Genomic DNA, 25,545 nt, shown 5'->3' with positions numbered 1-25,545 from the left:
TCTATTGTTTTTCCGCTTGATCGATAGCATTTCTCGAGTCTTTGGCAAGATTCGCTTCAAGAAAATCTTTTTTACGGGGGAGTTCCATATGAAAGTTCGAGGTGTGATCGATGAAGAGTTTTCCTCTCATTATGGTGCAATCGAGAATATGACCACCTGATAGATGGTCGTGTGAAAGAAAGTGAAGATGATAACCCGGTACATTCAACCCTTGGGTAAAATCGGGAAAGCAAAAGCCAGCAATCGTTCCTTCGACATTTTCGAATTCGAACTCCTTTTGAAGGAGGGTTACCTCGTTGAGCGGTTTGTATGGCCGGATCTGTCGATGAACGCTCCGTGTTTTCATGAAACTGAAAAAACCGTCGATCCTGATGGTATAAAAACAGTTTTTTCCCGATGACACCGAGTCGCACTTCTGGGCCAATTCTTCAAACGTCTTGCATTCGTTGATTTCAAGAGAAAGATTCGGCTTGAAGAACTGAACAACGGCGAATGGTGTTTTCATTCGATCATCAACGCTGTTTACACGGCCGTCACCTTTTATCTGACGAAAATTCCCGTCGAAAGCTATCATCTCGCCATCGAGAGCATTGAACGTACCGATTCCGAAGTCTCCATGTTTTCTAAGATCACCATAAGTCATTTCTCCATCGTATAGGCCTTCGACCAATGCGTTGACGGTAGAGACCTGAAAGATTTCATAGGCTCCATGATGATCATTTTCATCTATACGTGTATGTCCGCCATGTGATTGATCTCGATGGAGATGCAGCGTGTGAAGAAAATGAACAAAAGCGCTTTCGTTCTTCATGTGTGTTATTTTCATTACCACTCAAAAGAACAAGGAAGAGGGGTTTGATAAGAAGTACATATCCCAAACTTCTTTCGGTTGTGGTTTTGTTGTATAATATAAATTATGTAAACTATACGATAGCTTTACATAATTAAGTGTTATAAGACAGATTTTTCCGGCATGTTTGAGTGGGTGTCCTCAATGATCTTTTCCTTGGTAGATCCACATTGATTCAGTTTTACCGGCTTTTTCGAATCCACATTTTTTGTAAAACTCGATTGCTTTTTCATCTGCCGTCAACATTTGCTGGTGAAAGTTGCCATAAATGTGTTGCATGGCTTCCATTATTTGTGTGCCTATGCCTTTGCCTTGGTAATCCGGGTGTATAAGTAAATGTGGGTAGTAAACGACAAGATAGCCATCGGTGATTGCGTTCGCGATGCCTACCAGTTTTTTGTCTACCCAGGCAGAAATGAGTGTATCTGAATGGATCAAGGCTTGATAGAGAGTGTTTGGTTTCTTCGCTGAGGACCATTTGTTGAGTGTATAGAGTTCAAGAATGGACTCCAGAGGTATATCTTTAATTTCTTTAATTGTAACGTTCATTCGAAGCGTATTTTTACTTTAAATTATATAAAAATAATGATATAGTTCATTTTCTCGCTCCCCTTTTGAACCGATGAGCCTCTCGTTCCACGGATGTTTTGAAAAACATCGATGGCTGTAACAAAAATATCAGAAATCCTGATAAAAACAGCTTTGACCGAAGCAGAGCCTGATATGATACACTCTAGTTAAAAAATGAGGTCAGCTACTTTCCTGTTTTCCTGATATTTTCATCACCTCTACTTCTCTCTTTTATCCCGGCAACACCCCTTGGTTATTCCAACGAACAATCTTTCCTATTGATGACGTCTAAAGTCTCGAAGGTGCTTTTAATGATTTGTGTATCTGGATTCATTGTTCAGTAGCATGGAAATTGATAGACGGAGCCTTGAAAAAAAATTGAAACCTTTCTGTGTCCTCGTGCATAGAAACTATAAAAGAGCCGATGACAGGAATCGATCGAGACACCACACAGAGATTTCATGACGGAGACCTGGAGGCTCTTGAAGAAATTATCGAGAATTACCAGGGTTCTGTATTCGGGATTGGTCTCAAGCTTATGGGTACAGTTGAGGATGCAAAGGATTACAGTCAGGATGTGTTTGTACACGCGTATGAAAAACGACAGAAGTATGATCCCGAAAGGCCCTTTGAACCCTGGTTTTATAAACTTGCTTTGAATCTCGGTAGGCAGCGTTTAAGAAAGAGGCGTGAAGTGCCGAGGAGTGAATCCATGCCGGTAGAAATGGTCGAGGAAACAGCTGAACGGAGTTTCATGCAGAGTGAAAAAGAGGATCTGGTCAGGTATGCACTGCAGAAGTTGAAACCAAAGTATCGAGAGTGTCTTGCGTTACGCTTTGAAGCCGATATGCAGCTTCATGAAATTGCACAAACGTTGGGTATTTCACTTGGAACTGTGAAGACCCGTTTACGAAGAGGATTGATGGCTTTTAAAGAAGCCTATGTAAAAGTAGGAGGGCTCAATGAAGTGTACTGAGGCGGAACATGTAATTGCTGAAATGGCTCTTGGTTTTGTTTCCGAAAACAAGAGAAAAGAACTGGAGGATCATCTTTCGGGATGTGCTCATTGTCGACAGGAAGCCGAGCATTATTCGGTTGCAGTGGAGGCACTGAAGGCTGGAGCTTCTGAAAGGTTGACCGCTGGAGAACTGGTTGAACGTGTTGTTTCTTCTGGTTTAGACGGAAAAAGCGGCAATAATCTCAAGGTAATGAAAATAGGGGTACCGGTTTTGGCGGCAGCAGCGGTATTTCTAGCCGTTGTCATCAGCCCCATGTTTTTTTCGGGTACCGGCAGCGATATGACGCGACTTGAAGTTCTCGAAGCATATGCAGAGGATCTCGAAGCCGCGGGTTTGGAAAACGACTATAATTATACCATGTACAACGCTGAATTCAATTATGAACATTACGGAGTATCAGATGCGGTAAGCGAGTATCTCATTGAGTAAAGAGACCAGGATATTTTTAATCACAACTGTCTGCGTATTTTGATAAATCTGAAAAAAGGAGGGAAACGGTGTTTCATGTTAGGAAAATTCTATTCACGGCAGTTCTTGTCGCTATTGTTTTACCATTATCGGTTGTTCAGGCTAAACCATATGGCGCTCCTCCTAAAGGAGGGCCCGGTTTGATGGCTGCCGGACCGCAAGTCATGAATGACCTGAATCTGTCTGCCAAGCAGATTGACCTGCTCGAGAAGAAAAAGGTTGAGAAGCGAAAAACCATGATCAATCTGCAATCACAGCTGCAGTTGCTGCAGGTTGATCTTGCGGAGGCAGCTAACCGTAACAATCCCGATATGCAGTCGATAGAAGCAATGTCAAGAAAAGTCGGGGATATTCATGGACAAATGACGGCCGAACGGATAAAATCGATTGTTTACCTGCGAAGTGTTTTGAACGATGATCAAAGAAAGATTATGGATGCTCATCGTTTGGAATTCGGCATGATGCGGGGAATGAAACCGGGAGGTAAAAGACGATAGAACGGAAACGGTGTAATCCCCATTCGATAGAATGATCGAATGGGGATTTATTTTAACCGTTGTTACCGGGAATTTCTTCGAGACCGGTAACACAGATATCCAGATCTTGCAGAATTCCGTCTTCAATACCGTATATCCATCCATGAACTGCCAATTCCTGCCCTGATTTCCACGCGTTTCGAACCGTAGTCGTGTTACAGACGTTGATTACCTGTTCGATAACGTTAAGCTCACACATCTTGTCCAGCTTTTTGTTTTCATCATCGATTGCATCTATTTTTTCGCTGTGTGTTCGATAGACGTCCCTGATATGTTCGAGCCAGTTGTCGATCAGTCCGTGTTCCCTGTTTTCCATAGCAGCCTTCACGCCACCGCACCCATAGTGTCCACAAACAATGATATGTTTTATCTTCAACACTTCTACCGCATATTGAATAACGGAGAGACAATTCAGATCCGAGGGAACCACAACGTTGGCGATGTTGCGATGAACGAAGATTTCTCCTGGCAGCATGCCGACAATCTGGTTTGAAGGGACACGACTGTCCGAACAGCCTATCCACAAATATTCCGGACTTTGCTGTTTTGAAAGCTTCATAAAAAAATCGGGATCTGATTCTTTGACTTTTTCCGCCCATTCCCTGTTTTGTTCGAAAAGATTTTTCAGAACTCTCATAGTATGTATGGCTTGGTAATGATTTTTTGTCAAAAAGTGCACAAAACTTTCCCTGAAAAGTACGGAAAAACGGCGGTATCTTTCATATATTCTGGTTTTTAAGGATGTTCTGTAACGTATGTTTTGGTATGAAAATTCTGAAAAAACCGGAGTGGTTGAAGGTAAGGCTTTCGGGGACTGAGCATTTTGCTGCAACGAAAAAGCTGATTGGAGAGTACGGGCTCAATACGGTCTGTCGATCGGCGTTGTGTCCGAACCTGCAGGAATGTTGGTCGTCAGGTACGGCTACGTTTCTGTTGTTGGGGGATACCTGTACCAGAAGTTGTCGTTTTTGTGCAATAACCACGACGACAGCACAACTTCCCTTCCCTTCGATCGATGAGCCTCGAAAAATAGCTCGTGCAGTAACGAAAATGCAGTTGAACCATGTTGTTTTGACAAGTGTTACCCGTGATGATCTTCCTGATGGAGGTTCTTCTGCTTGGGCGGAAACCATCAAGGCTGTCAGAGAGGAAAATCCGAATGTAACCATCGAATGCCTTATTCCTGATTTTGAGGGTATCAGCGAGGATCTTGACAGGGTTATGAGGTTGAAGCCTGATGTTCTGAACCACAATGTCGAAACAGTTCCCGACTTATATGATTCGGTAAGGCCGCAGGCCGACTATTTTCGATCCCTGGAAGTACTGAGAATTGCAAAACAAGCATATGATCTCAGAACCAAATCGGGACTGATGGTTGGAATGGGGGAAACGGAACAACAGGTTAAAAAAGTATTGGATGATCTTGTCGGGATAGGATGCAATCATCTTACCATCGGGCAGTATCTCCAGCCTTCTTTACGTCACTTCCCTGTTCATTCGTACATAACGCCAGAGAAATTCGATAATTACAGGAAATATGCGCTGAATGCTGGATTCACAAACGTACAGTCGGGGCCATATGTAAGGAGTTCTTACCATGCTGCAGACAGTGTTTGAGACAAATTCGGCACGGCTTGTGAAACGCGCCTTAAACCTTGAAGAAGATTTTCTTTCTTGTAACCTTATTTGTTATTTGATAATCAATTAAATCCAAAGACGTTATGGAATGGTCTGTACCTATGAAAATTTTCACCTACTGGTTCATTGCCATTATTATAGGACTGGCTTTCTTTCGAAAAGAAACCTTTACTTTCAATAGAGATTTCGATACGCGACGCATTCTCCTGCTCGGGGCTTCGTTGTTGATTGTCGGATTTAACGCATATGTTTATTCCAACTCGACATTTGACGGGGGACGTTCACTGGATATTGCCTCGGTTATACTGTTCACCGTAGGTAATGGTATCGCTGAAACGTTTATGTTCTATGCTGTGTTTGTCGTCGGTGAAAGGCTTGTCGGTTTTGCAACCAAAAATTCTTTGGCGCTTTTCATCGGAGGTTTTGTTTTTTTTATGGTTTACAGCGGGCTGATTCACGGATTGTTCTGGATTGAATTGTTGCCCGAGCATGTCAACCAGGCGAGTCCCTTCAAACCCTTGTTCATGCCGACCCAGATTTTGATTGCAGGGAGCTGGGCCTTGAGTTTTTTCTGGTACCGTGATTTACCGTCGGTTTTCGTACTGCATGGTTTGGTGGATTTGACCATGGCACTGAATGTAAAGTTCTCTCTTTTCGGTTAATATACCTGTTGCGCATCCCAATAGCTTCGTTGGGCAATGCTTGGAATCCTCATGTGTTTTAAGTTGTACACTCCGGTTCCTGTGCTCTGTCCACCTTGTTCTCGGAATGCTCACAACGGTATTTTGGAACGTCGTGTTTGATGGCTGTGAAAAGCTATTTATACTCCGCGTCGAGCGCACAGCAGCTTTTAGGCAGCATCATGTTGTTGGCTTTAACCTTTTGAATTTTGACTTCAAGCATATGCGATACTCGGGAACAGTTTTGGTTGCAGGAGCTACCGGAAGAACAGGTCAATGGGTGGTCAAACGCCTGGAGCATTATGGTATAGACTATCGTCTTTTCGTGCGTTCAGGAGAAAAAGCTCTTGAAATATTCGGTCCGGAGATTGTCGATCGAATAACAATCGGAAGTATTGAAAATGAATATGAGATAGATGCAGCGGTGAACAACGCCGATGCTGTCATCTGTACTATCGGAGGAAATGTTATGGATCCCGATGAGTTGCCCCCTTCTGCTATCGATAGAGATGGTGTTATACGGATCGCGCAGCGATCAAAAGAGTATGGTGTAAGGCAGTTTATTCTTGTTAGTTCACTGGCTGTTACAAAACCCGATCATCCGTTGAATAAATATGGAAACGTATTGACCATGAAGCTCGAAGGGGAAAACGAGGTTCGAAGACTGTATGGAGAGAAGGGATATAGTTATACCATTCTAAGGCCCGGAGGGTTGATCGATGAGGACGAACCGCTCCAGCATTCGATGTTATTCGATACGGGAGATAGGATAGAGACCGGTAAAATTAATCGCAGTGACGTTGCACAAGCTGCTGTTGAAGCATTATGGATCAAAGCTGCTCGAAATCTTACGTTCGAGCTTATCCAGCAGGATGCACTTTCCCAGAAGTCTTTTGAGCTTTACTACAAGCATACAGCTAAAAATCTTGGAAACGGTTGAACTGTTGATTTTCTCATAGTGTTTCATTTTGCCTGTCATTATCGAGAAGCCTTTCTCTCAGCGGGTCGCTGACCTTTTTTGAAAAAAGTTGCATTACCACGTGAAGACCCATACCGGCAAGAGATCGATAACGGATATGTGATTTCCTGCCATTTGCCTCTCTGATTTTCGGTACCAGCTTTCGAGCGACTTTTTCCGGTGACTCGGCTATCAGATCAAGAAATTCTTGTGTTTCTGGAGACGTGTCGCGTAAAAGCAGGTCGGTTTTAACCAGACCGGGGCTCAATTCATGTATACCGACACTCCTTATTCTCTGTTCATGCAATTCCCTGCAAAGAAAATGGCTTACGGCGGCAACACCGAGTTTCGAGGCTTTGTGGGGGATATTTGACCGGGATAATCTGGCTCCTGCTGTAGAAAAGCCCATATTGAATATGTGATACAACGGTACGTCTTCACAGGGTTGATCACTCATTATTGCAGTGGCTACCTTCGACATCAGTATTGAGCCTGCCAGGTTGGTTGTGCAAGTTTCCAGAATATCGGAGGCTTGAAGTTGCCAAAGAGGAGCTTTGCGCAGACCCGATGTTCCTGCGTTGTTTATCCATCGATCAACCTGACCCAGACGCGTAATGACGAAGGAACTGAACAAGTCGATCTCTTCAGGGTTACCGACATCCATGTTCATTCCATAAATCTCGCATCCTCGAATCTCGGCTTTCAGTGATTCTATAGCGCGCTCGAGTTGCTCAGGATTTCTTCCGGAAATAATGACGCGATCTCCTTTCAGAAGAAATTCTCGCGCAAGTGCATAACCCAAACCTCTGCTGCCACCTGTAATGACGATACCGAGAGCTTTTCGGGATTCTGTATAGGGTAAATCCATAGAGGTAAAAGTAATATTTTTTTCACCTGAAGAAGAAGGTGTCCGCTATAGTACTTTTATTGTCGGTAAAGTTCTTTGTTTTTTAAAGTACTTTACGCACAAATGAAAAATGTTTATAAAGGAGTTTCACTGATACTGTCTTATTCAGTAAGAAATGACTTTTCGAAGAGTTTTAGCCTCGGTCACCCATGATTCAACATCCTGTTGCGAAGGATCACTAGCAATTATATTGTGCTTTTTGTTGACCTCGAGGATTTTCTCATAAAGGTTGGACGGATTACGATGAGCAAGTTCAGGAACAGTATCGACTCCCGATATCTCAAGCAGTGTTGCCGTTTGTATATCGATCCCTCTTACCCTGCACAAATCAGCATAATTAACCAGAGTAAGCACTTCCTTCTTCGACAAATTGGAGATGGCAGAGAGCTCTCCCCTTCCCTTCGGTGTTTTTCCACGCTCGAGCAGGTCTTTACAGGTAAAAATACCCGCGCTTTCGAGCTTATCGGCAATAACGAATCCAAGCGACTCGAACCCTGTTGTTTCGATTGCGTTGTCAACAACAGGATTATCAGTTCCGGCTTCCTGCTGTCCTCCGTTAATATGTAATGTTACATGCTGAATATCTTCATCTTGAGACGGAGATTGAGAACACTCCGAAAACGGGAGCATTTTCTTGCAAAATTCAACCATACCGTTGATCTGCTCTTTGAATGGAATTGATTGTGTAGCCGTATCGATACTGAACTGCAGAGCCGATCCCATCCCTGAAAACGCCTCATCGAGTGCAGCTTGACCATGAACCTCTCCTTTTTGTATCCTGTCTATAACATTGGTAACCCCAGGTACGAATCTTTCCGCTGCAGCCTTCCCCATCTCGACACTGTAACTGAAAAGTGAAAGAGGATTGCTCAAAACCATGCGCCGAACTTCTTCAGGGCGCGACAGTATGCGTATTGTGCCGTCCTTTTCGATAGTGGTCTGACAAGCCAGCCTCGCCCCATCATTGATCTGCTTCTCGGATAAAAAAGCTTTTTCGACATCACTCAAGCCGGAAAGACAATTTCCTCCTTCGAGAACAGTGACATAACATGTCTGGCAGATCCCGAGACCGGCACAAACATATCCAACATGAGCCTTATTTTCCAAGGCCACTTTTGAAAGTTTCTCTCCAACTTCCCCTTTGCAAGACTTGTCGTTAATAACGATATCCATAACTATTTTTAATTGAATTGGTTATATAAAAAGCAATAGCATTGGTTCATCAATATTTATTTGAAATTTAGCAAAATAACGGCAAAAGCCGGTCGTGATATCTACTAAAGACCTTCTAGGAATAGAAAATACGAGCGGTTGCCCTTTTGAACCAGCCCGAATGCAACAATCGACGAGATCGAGGAAGAAAGGGTCGATTTTTGCATATACTTTCAATATTCGGTATTGATTCACTTGAATCACCGAAGAATGTAATGTTTGATGAACCACTTTCGATAAAAAAATGAATGCGGGGAAGAACAATCCATCGAGGTTGGCACATTCAGAAAAAAGCTCTTCGAACCCGTCCATATCGCCACAAGTAACTATTTCGAGTTATTTTTCGAAATATGCTCATTGGATATGCCAGAGAAAAATCTCCGGCATGGATTCATAATATGCGGGAACAATACCGACAATACTTTTTGAGAAAATTACCGTACTGTACGAATCAGAAAGGAACTCAACGGTCGGATATAGATAAAGCAGGAAGAGTTCGTTCATAAAATCAGCTTGTATCCATTCCTATCACTGGATTTCACGCTCAGGACAATACTTGGCGCGAATCAAAAGCCGTGCTCTGCAACGAACTCTGTTATATACAACGAACCTGCTTTATTATAATGTTATTACAAGAATGAATTCATGACACTTTCACAATACAATCCATGGGACAAACGTTAATGCAAGCTGGTTCATCATAAAATCCATGACAATCAACACACGCTTTTTCATCGATTACAAAGATAGCATCACCTGGTGAAATCGCTTGAACCGGACACTCATCGACACAGACGCCACAACAGCCACAACTCTCAAGAATCTTGTACGCCATCAGGTTTTCTCCTTGTTAACGATTGCCAAATCCGTTTCCTGCCCCCAAACCTCTTCCGCGGTTTCTTCCGGAACGCCCGGCGCCACATGCTCCCCGGCCGCCGAAGCCAGTACCGGAACGCCTTGCTTGACCAAGCCCAAGAGAACCTGAAGGTTCATCGGCATGCTCCCTGTGAATAGCGTTACTGCCACATTTCGGACAGGTTTGAGGCCTACCGGCCCCAAACGGAACCGACCAAGTATACCTGCAGTCCGCACAATAGAACGTTCTCTCTTTCATAATAGAACTCCGTTTAAAGATGTTTACAAACCCACAACACAATTATAAGCATATGCTCATAAACATCAAATATAATGATCAACTTTTTTAAAAAATTCCGTTGAACAGGAAAAAAATGGCTTAGGCAAAAAACAATGGAAAACGGTACTTTGCGCCAATACTCTTTTTGTAAGCACCGCTATACACTGTCGCGAGCAGCTTGATTACGAGGAAAAGGGTGAGAAGAAACCGGAGTGTACACCGCGTACATGAAAATTCTGAGTCCCGATCAACGAAGTAATCATAGTGTACCGTACATGAAATAGAGGTGCCGTTTAAAAAATCCCTATCGAAACAGGGTACTTTCAGACAGATCACGCACATGAACAGCAACGAAAAACAGTGGTATTTCTCGGTTGACAGAGGCGGCACTTTCACCGATATCGTCGGTTTCGATCCGGAAGGACGGGTACACACTCACAAACTGCTATCCATATCCGATGCCTATGAAGATGCCGGAATTGCAGGAATCAGGACAATCCTCGATCTCTCACCTGAAAACCCTCTCGATCCCAAACTGATTGGGTCTATCCGTATAGGAACAACGGTTGCCACCAATGCCCTCCTCGAAAGAAAGGGTGCACCGGCGGCGCTTTGCATAACGAAAGGTTTTGAAGATCTTCTTGCTATCGGCAATGGAACCCGCCCGCAGCTTTTCAATCTCAGAATAGACAAACCCTCACCGATCTACAGTCATGTTTGCGGTATCGAGGAAACAATAGATACCAGCGGCGCTGTCCTCACCGAACTCGATCCTGAAAAAGCTGAAAAATCCCTTCGGGAAATCCGTTCACTCGGTTACGAAAACCTTGCAATAGTGTTGAAACACTCCTGGATAAACCCTTTGCATGAAAAAAAACTGATCGACATAGCCCGACAAAAGGCTGGATTTCGCCATGTTGTCGCATCTCATGAAGTCATGCCGCTCATTAACTTTCTCAAACGCGGACAAACAACCATGATTGAGGCTTACCTCGGCCCGGTTCTCTTCAACTATGCCAACACCCTGAAAAAGCTGGCTGGACCGATAAAAATCGAGTTCATGCAGAGCTCGGGAGGGCTTGTCGGCGCCGACAATCTTCATGCAAAAGACACGATTCTGTCGGGACCGGCAGGCGGGGTGACCGGTACAGCGAGACTATCCGAACAACTCGGTGCTGAACAAGTCATAGGATTCGACATGGGAGGAACATCAACCGATGTATCCCGTTACGACGGTGACCTTAACCATGTTTTTGAAAGCTCAGTGGCTGGAGTTCCTTTCTACACCGACATGCTCGATGTGGAGACCGTCGCAGCCGGAGGAGGCTCGATTCTTTCTTTCGACGGAGAACGGCTCCTCGTAGGACCTGAATCAGCCGGTTCCAATCCCGGCCCTGCCTGTTACGGACTCGACGGACCACTAACAGTTACCGATGCCAACCTTCTGCTTGGCAGGATAATCCCGAAATACATCCCCAATGTATTCGGGACAAGCCATGATAAACGCCTCGATAAGGAGAAGACAAAAGAAAAATTCAGGGCTCTTGCTACCACCGTCAGTGCAAAAACCGGCCATACCTACACACCGGAAAAACTCGCCGAAGGCTACCTGAGAATAGCGAATGAAATAATGTGCAGAGCGATGAAGAAAATCTCAATATCGAGAGGCTATGATATCAGGGACCATGCTCTCATGTGTTTTGGAGGAGCGGCCCCCCAGCATGCATGCGACATGGCCAGAATACTCGGCATAAAAACAATCATCGTTCATCCTTTTTCAAGCGTTCTTTCTGCATACGGTATAGCCTTGGCTGACCGGCTGGAACGCACAGTACTGGCTGTCATGGAGATTTTGACGCCCCTATTGCTTCAACGTCTTGAAAAAAAAGCGAAAACCGAGGCCGGAAAACTCACCAAAAGTCTTCGGGATGAAGGAAACAAAGCGGCAATAACAACAAGGCTTTTTCTGGATCTCAGGCCAAAAGGGAGTGATTCCTGGCTTTCCATTCCGGCAGGAACAAGTCATGAATCCGCTTCTTTCGAAAACATGAAGCATATAGTTTCACGTTTCAAAAAGGAATATTTCAGCAGGTTCGGCTTCAGACCCGATGCCGATACTATCGAGGTGGTGAATATGCGTACTGAAGTTTCCTCAGCCTCTTTTGCACCATCGGCAAACACCCCTTCCCTGCTACCTGATAAACCGGTACCAGCTCATGCGCGCTCTTCATGCATGGTATGGCTATCGGGAAAATACAGACGGGTCCCCGTGTTCGACAGAACCTCGCTGAAACCCGGTCATCAGATCGACGGCCCCGCCATGATCGTCGATGACCAGCTGACACTTTTCGTTCAGGAAGGTTTTGAAACCACGATCGATGCCATGCATAACCTCATTCTCAGGGATGAAACCCATACTTCCGAGACGATGAAGACAAAACAGCAAAACGACAGCGAGAGACCTGATCCGATAATGCTCGAAGTTTTCAACAACCTTTTCATGAACATCGCCGAACAGATGGGCTACACCCTTGCGAACACGGCTCACTCGGTGAACATGAAGGAACGTCTTGATTTTTCATGTGCATTGTTCGACGACAAGGGAAAGCTCATCGCTCACGCTCCGCACATACCGGTGCATTTAGGAGCCATGGAAGCTACGGTTCAGCACATCATAAAAGAAAACCGTGGCACCATGAAGAAAGGTGACATGTATCTTGCAAACAACCCCCATCAAGGCGGCTCTCATTTGCCGGATATCACGATAGTCACTCCTGTTTTCTGCGATGAAAACACACCATCCTATTATCTGGCCAATCGTGGACATCATGCAGATATCGGCGGTATCACTCCCGGATCCATGCCACCCTGGAGCCGAACCATTCACGATGAAGGCATCGTAGTGGGAACCTTTCTTCTCGTTCGTGAAGGAACATTTCGAGAAAAAGAAGTTCATGAACTGCTTTCATCGGGAGATTACCCGGCAAGAAACCTGTCCGAAAGGCTTTCAGATCTCAAAGCACAGGTTGCCGCCAACAACAAAGGTATGACGGAACTGATCAGGATGAATGCTGATTATGGAACCCCTACGGTTCTGCGATACATGTCATTCATCAGAAAAAACGCGAAAAACGCGATTAACCGAGCTCTCGAAAAACTTGCCGGCACAACGGGAACATTCGAGTCAACGTTTTCCGACAGTATGGACAACGGCGCCGTCATAACCGTTTCCATTCGTATAACCGCCTCTGCAGATACAGAACCAGAAATCGTGGTTGACTTTACCGGCACGAGTGCGGAGGATCAAGGGAACATCAACGCCCCTGCCGCAGTTACGACAGCTGCCGTTCTCTACACACTTCGGTGTCTCATCGAAGAAAATATACCACTGAATGCCGGATGCCTCGAACCTGTTACCATTATCATTCCGGAAGGCTCACTGCTCAATCCTTCTTCTGGTGCGGCTGTTGCTGTCGGCAACGTTGAAACCTCGCAACGGATTGTCGATGTACTGCTCGGAGCTCTTGGAAAAGCTGGTGCATCACAAGGAACCATGAACAACCTTCTGTTCGGAAAACCCGACAACACCGGGAGCCAGTACTACGAAACCATACCTGGAGGCAGCGGTGCTACGGAAGGTCATAACGGTGCATCCGGCGTACAAGTGCACATGACAAACACCAGACTTACCGATCCCGAGATACTCGAACAACGCTTCCCGACAGTTCGCATAACCCGTTTTGCAATGAGAAAGGGTTCAGGCGGAACCGGCAGATGGAATGGGGGCGACGGTATTGAAAGGGCCCTTCTATTCAACGAACACATACATGTCAGCGTCATTTCCGAACGAAGGGTAACGGCTCCGTTCGGTCTTCACAACGGTAGTGAAGGAGCCAAGGGAATCAACTTGCTCATCTCTCCCGATAGCACAGAAACCAGGCTCGAGCACAAAGTCGACAGGATCTTCAAACCGGGAGAAACAATTTTGATACAGACCCCGGGGGGCGGTGGATATGGAAAGCCAAACACATAACTGCACTATGAAAACGATGCTGCTTGATTTATCGTTATTTTTTTATAAGATAGAAGCAAGACCTCATGGACAGCAACCCCTTTGTTATGAAAGCCTTTTTCAAAAAAATCCTGACACTGCTTGTAATCGCGAGCATCATAGGGGTAACGGCATTTTCAAGCCTTGGCTTTCTGGTCTCTCTATACGAGGGAACACCGGAAAAAGCCGATGTCATAATCGTTCTGGGAGGAGATGATGGGCTTCGAGTAAAACAAGGCGGTGAATTGTACAAGGCAGGATATGCACCGAACATTCTGGTGACAGGCATCGACAGCAGGTATTACAAACCTTCTCAACCCAACTGGCGTGAACGTCGTTTGTTGGATATCGGTATTCCCGAAAGAGCAATCATGGTCGACATCAGGTCGGAGACCACCTGGGAAGAAGCAATGAACTCGGTTGAGACGATGACCGAAAAAGGCTGGAAAAAAGCGATCGTGGTCAGTGATCCTCCACACATGTTTCGTCTTCACCATACGTGGAAAAGAGCTGTCGAGGATTCTCAGAAAAAAATCATCCTCATTTCGACACAGCCGGAATGGTGGCATCCTTTATTTTGGTGGAGCAACAAAACAAGCTATCGTTTTGTAGTAAGCGAACTTCAGAAAAACCTTTATTACGCAGTTGTTCATTTCTGATTATTCGTTTCTTTTGTTTTAAATTACATCATGGCATGTTTGATTAATTCTCTTAACCCAGTTCACTGAACACATGGAGACAATCATGCAAGAGCATACTGTTCCGGCAATCAGTCCCGAGACCGTTTATCTCGAAGAACTCCTCGAGAAAGAGTCGATGCTCGATTTCATGGAAACCGAAGAGATAGACACCTTTGCCGCATGTTCACTAAGCTGCAAAATCTGTCAGTGCATGGAATGCGCTAAAATTCCTGGCGGAGACGTTTAAAGACAAGGCATTGAATGGCTGGAAAATGGCACGTACCGTACGCTGTTCTCTTTTTGACAAACAGTTGTAATCTCTGTTGCAGCTATTGTTTCGCTGGCAAGACAGGTCTCGAGTCGATGAGCCTGAAAACCGGCAGGAAAACAATAGACTGGCTTTACAAGAATACCGAAGGGTTTCATGAAGATCCACTGATTGTCTCTTTTTTTGGTGGAGAACCGTTGTTACGTTTCTCTCTCCTTCGGCAACTTGTCGAATACAGCAAGCTACAGGAAGACCGGTACGGAAAAAGGATGATTTTTTCCGTTACGACAAATGGAACATTGCTGAATACGGCAATGCTCGACTTTTTCGAAGAACACAACATCAGTGTACTTTTCAGTATCGACGGCGACAAGGCGACCAACGACCGCTTCAGAATGTACAAGGACGGTTCGAGCCCTTTCGAAACAATTTATAACAATGCGTTACGTCTGCTTGAGCGGTTCCCCAATATTGCCGCCCGTATGACGGTCACAAAGGAGACTATTCCTGTTCTCGCCTCGAACATCAGATTCCTCAACGAAGAACTCGGCTTTCGCTTCATTTCACCCTGCACGGCACTCGAACAGATAGATGATCATGAATCATGGAGAGTTTTCGACCGGCAATGCCGTGCCGCCGCCGTATATGTCACTGAAAAAGCCATGGTGAACGATTACGTTCACCTGCATTTTCTCGATAACGGTATTGAACAAATCACAAGTAACCATGAAGTCGACGTCGCCTGTGGTGCCGGCAAAACGTTCGTTGGGGTTGATGTCGAAGGGAGTATTTATCCATGCCACAGGTTTGTCAGTTACACCGGTTCCGACCGCACGAAATTCAGACTCGGGTCGGTTTATGATGGAATAGATCCAGCCAAAACCCTTCCCTTCCGCCGTTATGACCGGCACCATATTCTGGGCTGCTATACCCGTTGTGAGGAGTGCCCTGCGAAAAATTTCTGTGCTGGTGGCTGTATCGCCCTCCACCAGGAAATCAATGGCCTGTTCACCATGCCTTTGCTACAGCAGCAAAAACTCATGAACATATGGCACAACATCTGTATTGAAACGATAGAGTGGTTTAAACAAGCCGGCCGGTATGACTTCCTTATGGAACAAATCACCATGAAACCGAAGTCCTTCATGCCTCTCAATGACTGAAAGGCACCACTACATTGTCGTGTGTGGTATGCGTACGGAGCGCCCCGGGGTGTACGAAAAGTGTATGTGGATTTTGAGAGCTCAATGAAGTAATCATGATACTCCGCATAGTTACTATTGGTGTCATTGAAAAGGATAAAAAAGCCTGTCGTCACACGGCTTTTCAGAACATTGCGTGGTCACCCAGTTCCTGTCCGACAAGCCCTTCTTTCAATACACGCTTGTAGAAATCCCTCAGCTTATCGGTTCCGTACGAAGGAGTGGCATCAGCGTCGTACTCCCCTGTTTCCGGGTTCAGCACCAACATCGACTCTGAACAGTAGTATTTGCCGATACGGGCAAACTCCGCTTTGTCTTCGAGTTTCGGGAAAATCTTCGCGAGAAAACTCATTACAGGAATAACGATATCGAACATCTGTATCGGCACACGTTTGAATTTCGGTTCTTTCCCAAGAAGCTCGAAAAGCATTTCTCCCTGCTCCTTGACGGAAATCGCATCACCCGGTCCACCGATCGGTAAAACTTTGTTCTGCTTTGAAGGATCTTCCAGACAGTCCACCATGAAACGCGCAAGGTCAGACTCGCTGATTGGTTTACAGGAAGTCAGCTCGCCGTTTCCGAACATAGTAAACGGCTTTCCGTTTTTGACTGATTCGACCTGACCTGCTATCGATTTGAAAAAAGCCGTTGGACGAACGATCGAATAGGTCATCCCTGATTCGATCAGTTCTTTTTCAAACTTCAATTTTGCCCTCTGAAACTCCAGAAGGGGCTTTTGAACGCAGATTGCCGAAAGCAACAGAAACTGCTTCGCACCTGCGGCAAGGCCGGCATCGAGTGCATTTCTTGTAGCCTGGTAATCAATATTCCAGGAATCCTTCACTCCTCCGGTACGAGATGTCAGGCAGGAAACGACAACATCGAAGTGTTCCTTGCGTATGCCGTTCTTCATGAGTGAACCAAGTTCTGCCACATCTCCGAAACGCACCTCGGAGCCTTCGAGCTCTTCCCTGGTCCGTTCAGCGGTCGTCGAAGCGCCAACACCTGAGCGTTGACGGGCAAAACTTACCACTTGATACCCTCTGGCAACCAGTTCACGAACTACGAACTTGCCAATATATCCTGTTGCCCCAACCACAAAAACTCGTTTCGAGGGTTTTGTACCGGAAGATCGAGAAGATGAATTCACGTTTCGATGAAGGATTGTCGTTAGTAAAGCTTTTGCATATATATGGTCTCAAGAACGGGTGTGAAATATAGTAAATATTTCAGTTGACCAGCCAATGCCATCAAAAACGATTGCAGTGATCCACATCGTTTGAACCGCTACAGTTCATGCCCTTTCTCCAAAACCCGTTTGTAATATGAATTGCTGGTGTAGAGAGCAGCCGCAGGATTGTGCGCCAAAACCCTGTCCTTGACAACAAGTGTCGTTACGAGCGCCTGTGAATGTTTGCAAAAAAGCGCGTCATGACCGACGCAGAGCCCGATAACCACATTGAGATCCGCTCCCCATTCATCAAGCAGTCTCGCTTGCAGAATCGGATTACATATCCCCTCGAAGCTATCCGGCCTGATTTTCAATTCCTCGTCCAACCCAATCCCGCTTTTGTCGACAGAACCGACTTTACAAAGTACAGCATAGGGTTCAAAACCGTTTTTTTTCACTATCTTTGAAAAAATTCGAGTCTCCTCGATCAATCCGATACACGTTGCAAGCCCTATTTTACGGGCATCGAGACGTTTGGCAAAGGCAAGAACTTCCTCGACGCGAGTCAGCTTACCATAATAGAGTCTCTCCACTTCAGCAGCGGCCTTTCCAGTCCTTGCATCGTCAGAGTCTCCACAATACTCCAGGGTAACGTTGGCAAGATCGTTCGGCTCTACAGCTTTTCCAGGGCAGAAAACGGGAAAACTCTTTTCCTGGCGATAACAGTTCAAATAACCACATTCGGAACAGCCGATCTTGTAATCCCCGTCGCTCTTTTTTACATTTTTTTTCTTCGTACTCATGAAAACAGAAACAGTTGGTTACCTTGCTCACACAAGGCAAAGATGGTCAAATAACGATTATAAACATTTTCCTTTAAGATTACTTTTTTCACCCGCACATCTTCAATGAAGAAAAGTGCTTCTCCTCAAACTAACATAGATGAAAACATCCCCGGACTACACTGTCAGAACCATGACCCGTGACGAGGTCAATATAGCCATTGATTGGGCAGCCAAAGAAGGCTGGAACCCCGGAATCGGTGATGCGGAATGTTTTTTTCGTACCGACCCGGACGGATTTCTTCTCGGACAGCTTAACGGTGAACCCGTAGCCGCTATTTCAGCTATTACGTATGGTCGTTCTTTTGGTTTTCTCGGTTTTTTCATTGTCCGAGAGGAGTATCGCGGTATGGGCCTTGGTTTTCACATCTGGAACGCTGGCCTGAAAAGGCTTGAAGGCAGATCGATAGGACTCGACGGGGTTGTCGCACAGCAGGATAATTACAAAAAATCCGGATTCACCCTGGCTTACCGTAATATTCGATTTCAGGGAAACAGTGGTAGAACAAAATCAAACCGTGAAGGAATAAGGTTGCTCTCCGAACTCCCGTTCGATGATGTCAATGCATATGATCGAAGTTTCTTTCCCGATAAACGAAAAGCGTTTCTGCAATGTTGGATAAACCAGAAAAACTGTACTGCACTCGGGGTAATGGAGCATGACCAACTTGCCGGATACGGGGTTGTCCGTTCCTGCCGTTACGGATACAAGATCGGCCCTCTCTTTGCCGACAAACCTGACCTTGCCGAAAAACTGTTCTGTGCCCTCACCTCTGCAGTACCCGAAGGATCTCCTGTTTTTCTCGATCTCCCTGAAACAAATCACGCGGCATTGGAAATGGCAGAAAAGTACAAGATGGAGACCGTGTTTGAAACAGCCCGCATGTATAAAGGCAAAGCTCCCAGGCTTCCGCTGAACAGAATCTTCGGGGTTACGTCTTTTGAGCTTGGCTGAAGCAGACTTGGCATCGCTGCTGTCAGGAAGAAGCTTTTTTGGGCAAAAAACCTGCGAGGAACTCCTTAAAGTTGAAATCCTGTTCGTCCATGCGCAGAGCGTAGTAGAGCACAATCCCGACAAGATACACCATAGCGCAAGACCAGAGAAAATCGCTGGCAAAATGGCCCCCCTGCGCCATCCTGCCAACCCCCATCAATACGCCATAACAGGTTCCGCCCGCAAGCCAGACCATTGCCAGTACTTTTTTCCTGTGCCGGTAAATGAAGTAGGGAAACATCATGAAAAATCCTACTGATGCATGTCCATTGGGAAAGGAGTTGTATTTACCTTTTATCCGATACACATTGCGAAGAATATCCCACTCGACAGCCCCCTGACTGGATTCAAGCATTTTTTCATATTTCCGTGAACTGACAAACTCTCCCTTGACGAGAGGAGGAACAAAAGCGCGTTGCCCCCCGAATTCGACAATTTCCCTCGGTCTCGGACGTCCCCAGTACTCCTTGAACACCGCGTTGACCAATAGCCCCGGTCCAAGCACCATGAGCAAGGCGATGAATGCAAAAACCCTTCTGTTCTGTTTCTGAAAACCGGTGAACGTGCTAATGAACCACAACAAGAGAGCGATGACTGAAACGATCATGGCCGGTGCCGGGCCGTAATCGTACAAAAACACCCATAATGCATGTTTTCGAAATACCCACTCTCCGTCGCTGTAGAGCAGTTGTTGCAGTGCAATATCAATATCCCACACCAGAAAAGGAGCGGTGAGCAATACAAAAAAAGCAAGTGAAACGGCAAATTCCCTAAAAAAGTTATTCTTCATTTTCGCGATTGGAACACAATTTCTGCAGTCCATGCAAAAGGCGTTTATCTTTGGCTAAAATGGAAAATATATTCATTCCTTCTATACTTTCAAGCGATGAAGATGCATCAGGGAAATGCTTTGACCGGCGAAACAAAGCCCGATGGTTTCAATGCCAGCAAGGAACAATTCATGGTGTTTACAATATTTTCAGCCGTGTTTCCGATAAGAAACCCGAGTATACCCGTCCTGGCAACCGTTCCCATAACAAGAATATCGACGTGCTCTCTTTCAACGAACTCGGGAATAAGAGTATCAGGCCACCCTCTCATACGGAAAACTTCATGATTTGAGCCAATACCGGCTTCTTCAATCAATCCATTCAAAAGCGTCGAATGATCGGAATCCGCCTCTTTGATATTCTTTTCATGTTCTTCTTCAGAGATATTCGCCCAGGCCTTGTAACGAAGAAACTGTTCATACTCATAGTTCCAACAGGAAAGAATACTTAATGATCCGCTAAATTTATCAGCCACGGATCGTGAAAGCTCCAAGAGTCTGACGGAAAGCGCTTTTTCTGAAGGATCACGGCTTTCAGCCTCAATAGCCACCGCAAATCGGAAATGCTCTTTTTCATGAAGTACGGGTCTTGCAAGCCAAACGGTAGATGGACACTTTCGAAGAAGCGTCATGTCCATCGCTCCAAAACCTTTCTCATGCTCTCTCGTTTCGGCTTCCTTGATTACAAGATCATAACCTTCACGAAGAACATGGCGAATCACCTCTATTGCTGGCGGAATGACAACTTCATTTGACATGATACGAACAGGCACCTCATCGTTATCGAGGTTCAGCGCTTCACCAGTTTTTTCAAGAACCAGGTCAAGCTGCTCCTCGAGATACTTCGAATAGGTTTCGGAGTATGCTTTCTGTGCTTTCTGAAGAGCAGGATAGACAAGCAGGATATCAAGTGTCCCGTTGTTTGACATAGCAAGCTGCAACGCCTGCTTCAACCCTATTGTTTCATCGAAAATCCCGTTTGTAACATACAATATCGAGTTAAATGTTCGCATGCTTCTTCTCCTGGTCAGGTTCTTGAATATCCTTCCTTCTCGGTATCTCACATTGCATTGCCTCAGCCAGCCGCCTGGCCGCACGTTCCGCAGCATCGTAAAATGGCAGAAAAACCACATCGGCTCCTTTTGCAATCAATATCTCACGCTCATCGACCTTTTGCGTCGAAACGGCGATTTTTCCACTGAAACGCTGCTGCTTGAGAGCGTCGATCAGTGCGATACGGGGATCCTCGTGAGTCAATCCGAGAAAGTCATGCTGTGCTACCGATGAAACAACCCACTGAACACCACCCAGCGGCAATGATCCTATGAATTCCTGATCGGATGCATCACCGTACACAGCATCGAATCCAAGCTTTTTCCATCTTCGTACTTCATCGGGATTGAAATCAATGGCGAGAATACGGTAACCATCTTTTTTCAGATACTGTGCAACCGCCGATCCGTACCGCCCCAACCCGAAAAGTACAATGTCATAGCTCCCGGCTTCAAGCATTTCCTGATCTGCCGTTTCCTGACCTTTATGAACGCGCTTCTCGAAAACTCCCAGTACAGGTTCCAGGAAAGCGTAGAGCATGTGCGAATAGGTTATCATATAAACAGAGAGCGCTATGGTGATCAAACCTACCAGCGTCACCAAACCGAGGGCATCTGAAGAAACATGCCCCAGATTGAGCCCCATTGCAATGAAAATCAGGGAAAACTCGCTGATCTGTGCCACGGTGAGCCCGGCCAGGAACGACGTACGTTTCCGATAACCCAAAAATCCCATGATGATCATGACAATCAGCGGATTACCGATAAGCACAAACAATGAAAAAAGAATCGCCGGATAGATCTGGCTCCCGAGCAATGCAAGTTCGATATGCATACCCAAAGAGATAAAGAAGAACAAGAGCAGAAAATCACGTACCGTTGAAAGGCGTGAAAGGATGGTTTCACGGAAAGGGGTCGAGGCCAGTGAAACGCCGGCAAGCAACCCACCGAGCTCCTTGCTGAAACCGAAATAACTGCCGAGCGAAGCCAGAAGAGCCGCCCATCCTATAGCGAAGGTGACAAGCAATTCCGGGGACTGCACCATTCGACTGATAACCGGTGTTGCGACAAAACGGATGAAAACGGCAACAAACAACAGCATGACAAGGCCGTAGATCAGGATCGTTCCGGTCCGCATCAGGGCGCTGCTTTCAATTCCCGGCTGGGAGTCAACCCCGAAAGCCGAAAGGACGATCATCGCAAGCACAACGACCAGATCCTGAACGATTAGAAACCCGATTGCAATCCTCCCGTGCAGTGAATCGACCTCTTTCTTGTCGGAAAGCAGTTTGACGATAATAATCGTACTTGAAAATGTCAATGCTACGGCAACATACAATGACGTTGTGGTATCAAGTCCGAGCAACCGTCCGATAAAAAAACCGGCGACCGATGTAAAAAGAACCTGTCCCAGGCCTGTCGCCAATGATACCAGACCCATTGAACGTATCAGCTTGAGATCGAGCTTCAATCCAACCAGAAACAAAAGAAGTGTAATTCCGAGATCAGCCAACAGCTGCACTTTTTCTCTCGACTGCACTATATCGAGCGCGGACGGACCTGCAAGTATACCGACAGCGATGAAACTCACAATCATCGGCTGGCGCAGTAAAAGACTCAAGGCACCGACTGCCGCAGCCAGCACGAGCAAAGAGGTAATCTCGTAAAACGGAATAGTATGAATAATACTGAGATCGGGCATGCTGATAATTTCTTTTACAATAACTACGCAACACACCTACATACAATACCTTTCCAGGGTGGAAAAGTTCATGCTCACTCAACTAATTCATAAGCATTATTTGACCGAGGGATTATGTTCTCAATTTTTATAAAAAAACGATAATCGCGTTGATATGAGAGGCAAAAGACGTATCTTGTTTTTTTTATTTAGGTTACGCAAAAAATTAAAAGCCTGAAACTGGAGTGATTATTTCGAACCCGCAATCAACAAAAGATAAAAATCAACCTGTTTAATGAGTACACCCTCCATCCATCAATACCGGGAACCCGTTAAGTACGGTGGATTCTGGATTCGTGTCGCTGCGAGCATAATCGACTATATAGTGCTTCTTATCCCCAGTATGCTTTTTGCCTTTCTCCAACGTGAACTCACGCAAGCGGCAACCACCGAGATTGATCAGACAGCGCAAGAATTCAGTATTTTTCTGAACAGTGTAATCTTTAACTGGATTTACTGCGCCTCTCTTCAGTCTTCTGTATGGCAGGCCACCATCGGGAAAAAAATCGTCGGCCTGAAAGTGGTGGATGAAAACGGACGACGCATTTCTTTCGGACGTGCAACCGGTCGATATTTTGCCTCGATGATTTCTGCCGTATTTTTTTGCATAGGGTATATGATGGTTGGCTGGACAAGCAGGAAGCGGGGACTCCATGATAGTATGGCCGGAACTTTCGTCATATATGACGAAAATACAATCAAATAAAAAAAGCCGTCTGTACGTATTGTACGACGGCTCGAGAAGCAAAATATATTCAGTGAGAATATTTTTCCAGCTTAATAACGCGGCCTCGAAGGACGTTCTTCACGTGGACGTGCCTGGTTGACCTTGATCGAACGACCGTTGAGATCGCTGTCATTGAGAGCTTCGATGGCTTCATTCGCTTCACCATCGTTCGGCATTTCGACAAAACCGAAACCTTTGGAACGACCGGTGAATTTATCGGTGATGATGTTTGCGCTCGAAACTTCACCGAATTCGCCGAAAGCATCACGCAGATCGTTTTCGGTTACGCCATATTCGAGATTGCCAATATAGATATTCATGTTTTTACCCCATGGTAAGTTGTGCTTTAAACCAAAAGAGAAACGCCATCAAATAATCAAAAGCACAAATCACCTGAGAGCGGTTCAGCCAACCATTGGCTGAAACATAATTATACTCTTTTACTTTTAGGAAAACAAGAAAAAATGTTTCTGACGAAAGTTTATAGTATTATAATAATAAACACTGAACCGATACTAGAGAATTTGATTAAGATTTGATTTTTCTTGCCCAAAGTGCGCATCAACATCATCTGACTATCCGAGCAATCCTGCAATGAAAAAGGCTTTCATTATAATCGGAATTTCTGCAATTATAATCATTTCCTTGCTGTTGGCGCTCCTGGAAACCGTCGAAATAGATCAACCGAAACCACCCGAAGCGCTTCAAGAGAAAATTACAGTTGACGTTCCCGTCTCGACGATCAACATACCCATAACCTATCGCGTTGAACAACTCGCCGATTATCTCAATAAAAAGATTGTAGGCACCTTCCTTCAAAAACATCTTTTTCTGAACTCCGGAAAAGAAGAGATATATCTGACGCTTACCAAAAAGGAGAAGATTACGGTCTCTTCGAACGGCAAAGAGCTGGTCTGCACTCTACCACTTTCCGTTCACGCCACAGTCGTCGAGAGTAGTTTGGGAAAGACATTATCCAAACTGTTCAAACCGGTTTCGACAAACCTATCCATTACATTGGCAACCCCGGTTAGTCTTGACAGCAACTGGAACCTTTCCACCCGATTTGAAATAAGAGAATATAAGTGGCTGAGCGAACCGGTATTACAGTTAGGACCGTTCAAAATACACATCAAAGAGCATCTCGACAAGGAGATACGGCAGAGAAGCAGCGAACTGACCCGAATGCTCGATGCAGAGATCAACGAAGAAGTCTCTCTCCAACCGACGGTATCGGATGTCTGGAAAGACCTGCAAAGACCGACCCTCATCAATAAAAGACCACCGGTAGTTTGGTTGCAATTTATATGTGACGATATACAGGGAGATATAGAACTGGATATGAAGAAAATCACCTGTCTCACCAGCCTGAAAGCCAAACCACTCATCATCACCGATACGACAAAGAGCCACTCCCCTTTACCCTTGCCATTATTCAAGACTCTGGATAAAGAGAGACGATCGAGACAATCCGACATTTACCTCTATGCCTATACCTCGTTCGACGCCTTGAATGAACAATTGAACGGTTTTCTCAGGAACAAATCCTTTTCGACCCAAGGCGTCAGCACTCGTATTAAAAAAATACGGGCATATGCTTCGGTAAACGGTTTGACGGTCGAAGTGGAAACAGATAATGTGCTCGGCAGCAGTTTGTTTATAAGCGGACAACCTGTTTTTGAAGTTCCGACTCAAAAACTGAAAATCAACAACTTCGACTTTTCCATCGAATCAAAAAACATGCTCGTACAAGCAGGAAAAGAAATCCTGCAAAACGATATAAAAGAAGCAATCACATCGAGGCTCGACATAAACCTGGGCTCTGTAATCGAAAAGGTTCCCGGACTGGTTCACCATGCCGTTTCCAGAGAAAAAGCTGGCAAAACAATCAGTCTAACCCTCGATGGATTGACTATTGAAAATTGTGAGATTACGTTGGGAGCTGAAAAAATCCACATCGTAGCACATGTGCTCACGGAAGCGGACATACGTCTGAAAAGAATAAAAACCGGTAA

The 25,545-nt window shown here is 45.4% G+C and carries 26 protein-coding genes; 13 read left to right on the top strand and 13 right to left on the bottom strand.

The features are described from left to right. Window position 1: 1 nt before the first annotated feature. On the bottom strand, window positions 2-811 hold the full coding sequence (gene budA, locus QZ209_RS09475) for an acetolactate decarboxylase (RefSeq protein WP_294347315.1): 810 nt from the start codon (window positions 809-811) through the stop codon (window positions 2-4). A gap of 180 nt (window positions 812-991) precedes the next feature. Beyond that, window positions 992-1,399 (bottom strand): GNAT family N-acetyltransferase, encoded by a 408-nt coding sequence (locus QZ209_RS09470; protein WP_294347314.1) that lies wholly within the window; start codon window positions 1,397-1,399, stop codon window positions 992-994. Between the two features lie 445 nt (window positions 1,400-1,844). Here QZ209_RS09470 and QZ209_RS09465 point away from each other — a divergent pair, with 445 nt between their 5' ends. The 3 genes from QZ209_RS09465 to QZ209_RS09455 all read left to right on the top strand — a co-directional run bounded on the left by QZ209_RS09465 (window position 1,845) and on the right by QZ209_RS09455 (window position 3,404). Next, window positions 1,845-2,396, top strand: coding sequence for a sigma-70 family RNA polymerase sigma factor (locus tag QZ209_RS09465; protein WP_294347313.1), 552 nt, complete (start codon window positions 1,845-1,847; stop codon window positions 2,394-2,396). Beyond that, window positions 2,383-2,868, top strand: a complete 486-nt coding sequence (locus tag QZ209_RS09460) for a hypothetical protein (RefSeq protein WP_294347311.1) — start codon at window positions 2,383-2,385, stop codon at window positions 2,866-2,868. Before QZ209_RS09465 ends, QZ209_RS09460 begins: the two co-directional genes overlap by 14 nt. 68 nt (window positions 2,869-2,936) lie before the next feature. After that, window positions 2,937-3,404, top strand: coding sequence for a periplasmic heavy metal sensor (locus QZ209_RS09455; RefSeq protein ID WP_294347309.1), 468 nt, complete (start codon window positions 2,937-2,939; stop codon window positions 3,402-3,404). A 52-nt stretch (window positions 3,405-3,456) separates the two neighbouring features. On the opposite strand, the gene can is transcribed toward QZ209_RS09455, so the two are convergent. Next, entirely contained in the window at window positions 3,457-4,080 is a 624-nt protein-coding gene (can, locus tag QZ209_RS09450; RefSeq protein ID WP_294347289.1) for a carbonate dehydratase, read from the bottom strand. 128 nt (window positions 4,081-4,208) lie between these two features. Here can and lipA point away from each other — a divergent pair, with 128 nt between their 5' ends. The 3 genes from lipA to QZ209_RS09435 all read left to right on the top strand — a co-directional run bounded on the left by lipA (window position 4,209) and on the right by QZ209_RS09435 (window position 6,701). Next, window positions 4,209-5,060 (top strand): lipoyl synthase, encoded by an 852-nt coding sequence (gene lipA / locus QZ209_RS09445; RefSeq protein ID WP_294347287.1) that lies wholly within the window; start codon window positions 4,209-4,211, stop codon window positions 5,058-5,060. Window positions 5,061-5,164: 104 nt separating this feature from the next. Further along, window positions 5,165-5,743, top strand: a complete 579-nt coding sequence (locus tag QZ209_RS09440; protein WP_294347285.1) for a hypothetical protein — start codon at window positions 5,165-5,167, stop codon at window positions 5,741-5,743. A 241-nt stretch (window positions 5,744-5,984) separates the two neighbouring features. Next, window positions 5,985-6,701 (top strand): SDR family oxidoreductase, encoded by a 717-nt coding sequence (locus QZ209_RS09435; RefSeq protein WP_294347283.1) that lies wholly within the window; start codon window positions 5,985-5,987, stop codon window positions 6,699-6,701. A 13-nt stretch (window positions 6,702-6,714) separates the two neighbouring features. On the opposite strand, the gene QZ209_RS09430 is transcribed toward QZ209_RS09435, so the two are convergent. The 4 genes from QZ209_RS09430 to QZ209_RS09415 all read right to left on the bottom strand — a co-directional run bounded on the left by QZ209_RS09430 (window position 6,715) and on the right by QZ209_RS09415 (window position 9,864). Continuing rightward, a complete protein-coding gene (locus QZ209_RS09430; protein WP_294347281.1) occupies window positions 6,715-7,587 on the bottom strand; it encodes an SDR family oxidoreductase in 873 nt (290 codons plus the stop codon). A gap of 144 nt (window positions 7,588-7,731) precedes the next feature. Beyond that, window positions 7,732-8,799: a DUF4332 domain-containing protein gene (locus QZ209_RS09425; RefSeq protein WP_294347279.1), complete on the bottom strand. Its 1,068-nt coding sequence runs from the start codon at window positions 8,797-8,799 to the stop codon at window positions 7,732-7,734. A 682-nt stretch (window positions 8,800-9,481) separates the two neighbouring features. Further along, window positions 9,482-9,673, bottom strand: a complete 192-nt coding sequence (locus tag QZ209_RS09420) for a ferredoxin (protein WP_294347277.1) — start codon at window positions 9,671-9,673, stop codon at window positions 9,482-9,484. Further along, entirely contained in the window at window positions 9,673-9,864 is a 192-nt protein-coding gene (locus QZ209_RS09415; RefSeq protein ID WP_294347275.1) for a hypothetical protein, read from the bottom strand. The genes QZ209_RS09420 and QZ209_RS09415 overlap by 1 nt, the downstream gene beginning before the upstream one ends. A 449-nt stretch (window positions 9,865-10,313) precedes the next feature. On the opposite strand from QZ209_RS09415, the gene QZ209_RS09410 reads away from it, so the two are divergent. From QZ209_RS09410 to QZ209_RS09395, 4 genes are all read left to right on the top strand, one after another. After that, entirely contained in the window at window positions 10,314-14,006 is a 3,693-nt protein-coding gene (locus tag QZ209_RS09410) for a hydantoinase B/oxoprolinase family protein (RefSeq protein ID WP_294347274.1), read from the top strand. Between the two features lie 65 nt (window positions 14,007-14,071). After that, the gene (locus QZ209_RS09405; protein ID WP_294347273.1) at window positions 14,072-14,683 is read left to right on the top strand and encodes a YdcF family protein; all 612 of its coding nucleotides are present in this window, start codon (window positions 14,072-14,074) and stop codon (window positions 14,681-14,683) included. A gap of 85 nt (window positions 14,684-14,768) precedes the next feature. Continuing rightward, window positions 14,769-14,951, top strand: a complete 183-nt coding sequence (locus tag QZ209_RS09400) for a hypothetical protein (protein WP_294347271.1) — start codon at window positions 14,769-14,771, stop codon at window positions 14,949-14,951. A gap of 14 nt (window positions 14,952-14,965) precedes the next feature. After that, window positions 14,966-16,135, top strand: a complete 1,170-nt coding sequence (locus QZ209_RS09395; protein ID WP_294347269.1) for a radical SAM protein — start codon at window positions 14,966-14,968, stop codon at window positions 16,133-16,135. Between the two features lie 163 nt (window positions 16,136-16,298). Here QZ209_RS09395 and QZ209_RS09390 read toward each other — a convergent pair whose 3' ends face one another. Together QZ209_RS09390 and QZ209_RS09385 are read right to left on the bottom strand one after the other, a co-directional pair. After that, window positions 16,299-17,324: an NAD(P)-dependent oxidoreductase gene (locus QZ209_RS09390; RefSeq protein ID WP_294347267.1), complete on the bottom strand. Its 1,026-nt coding sequence runs from the start codon at window positions 17,322-17,324 to the stop codon at window positions 16,299-16,301. Window positions 17,325-17,461: 137 nt separating this feature from the next. Further along, a complete protein-coding gene (locus QZ209_RS09385; protein ID WP_294347265.1) occupies window positions 17,462-18,148 on the bottom strand; it encodes a DUF1847 domain-containing protein in 687 nt (228 codons plus the stop codon). A 139-nt stretch (window positions 18,149-18,287) separates the two neighbouring features. Between QZ209_RS09385 and QZ209_RS09380 the strand changes: the two genes are divergently transcribed. Further along, window positions 18,288-19,142: a GNAT family N-acetyltransferase gene (locus tag QZ209_RS09380; protein WP_294347263.1), complete on the top strand. Its 855-nt coding sequence runs from the start codon at window positions 18,288-18,290 to the stop codon at window positions 19,140-19,142. Between the two features lie 22 nt (window positions 19,143-19,164). Here the strand turns inward: QZ209_RS09380 and QZ209_RS09375 are convergent, their stop codons facing one another. The 3 genes from QZ209_RS09375 to QZ209_RS09365 form a co-directional block, all read right to left on the bottom strand. Beyond that, entirely contained in the window at window positions 19,165-20,004 is an 840-nt protein-coding gene (locus QZ209_RS09375) for a phosphatase PAP2 family protein (protein WP_294347261.1), read from the bottom strand. Window positions 20,005-20,078: 74 nt separating this feature from the next. Further along, window positions 20,079-21,023, bottom strand: coding sequence for a universal stress protein (locus QZ209_RS09370; protein WP_294347260.1), 945 nt, complete (start codon window positions 21,021-21,023; stop codon window positions 20,079-20,081). After that, a complete protein-coding gene (locus QZ209_RS09365) occupies window positions 21,010-22,764 on the bottom strand; it encodes a cation:proton antiporter (RefSeq protein WP_294347258.1) in 1,755 nt (584 codons plus the stop codon). Before QZ209_RS09365 ends, QZ209_RS09370 begins: the two co-directional genes overlap by 14 nt. Window positions 22,765-23,038: 274 nt before the next feature. Between QZ209_RS09365 and QZ209_RS09360 the strand changes: the two genes are divergently transcribed. Next, entirely contained in the window at window positions 23,039-23,509 is a 471-nt protein-coding gene (locus QZ209_RS09360) for an RDD family protein (protein WP_294347255.1), read from the top strand. Between the two features lie 71 nt (window positions 23,510-23,580). On the opposite strand, the gene QZ209_RS09355 is transcribed toward QZ209_RS09360, so the two are convergent. Beyond that, window positions 23,581-23,850: an RNA-binding protein gene (locus QZ209_RS09355; protein WP_110022008.1), complete on the bottom strand. Its 270-nt coding sequence runs from the start codon at window positions 23,848-23,850 to the stop codon at window positions 23,581-23,583. Window positions 23,851-24,124: 274 nt separating this feature from the next. On the opposite strand from QZ209_RS09355, the gene QZ209_RS09350 reads away from it, so the two are divergent. Then, window positions 24,125-25,545 (top strand): DUF4403 family protein (locus QZ209_RS09350; RefSeq protein WP_294347248.1); only part of this gene is annotated, 1,421 nt, incomplete at its 3' end.

Source organism: Prosthecochloris sp. (assembly GCA_015482705.2).
Taxonomy (GTDB): Bacteria; Bacteroidota; Chlorobiia; order Chlorobiales; family Chlorobiaceae; genus Prosthecochloris.
This window is presented reverse-complemented; position numbering and strand designations above follow the sequence as displayed.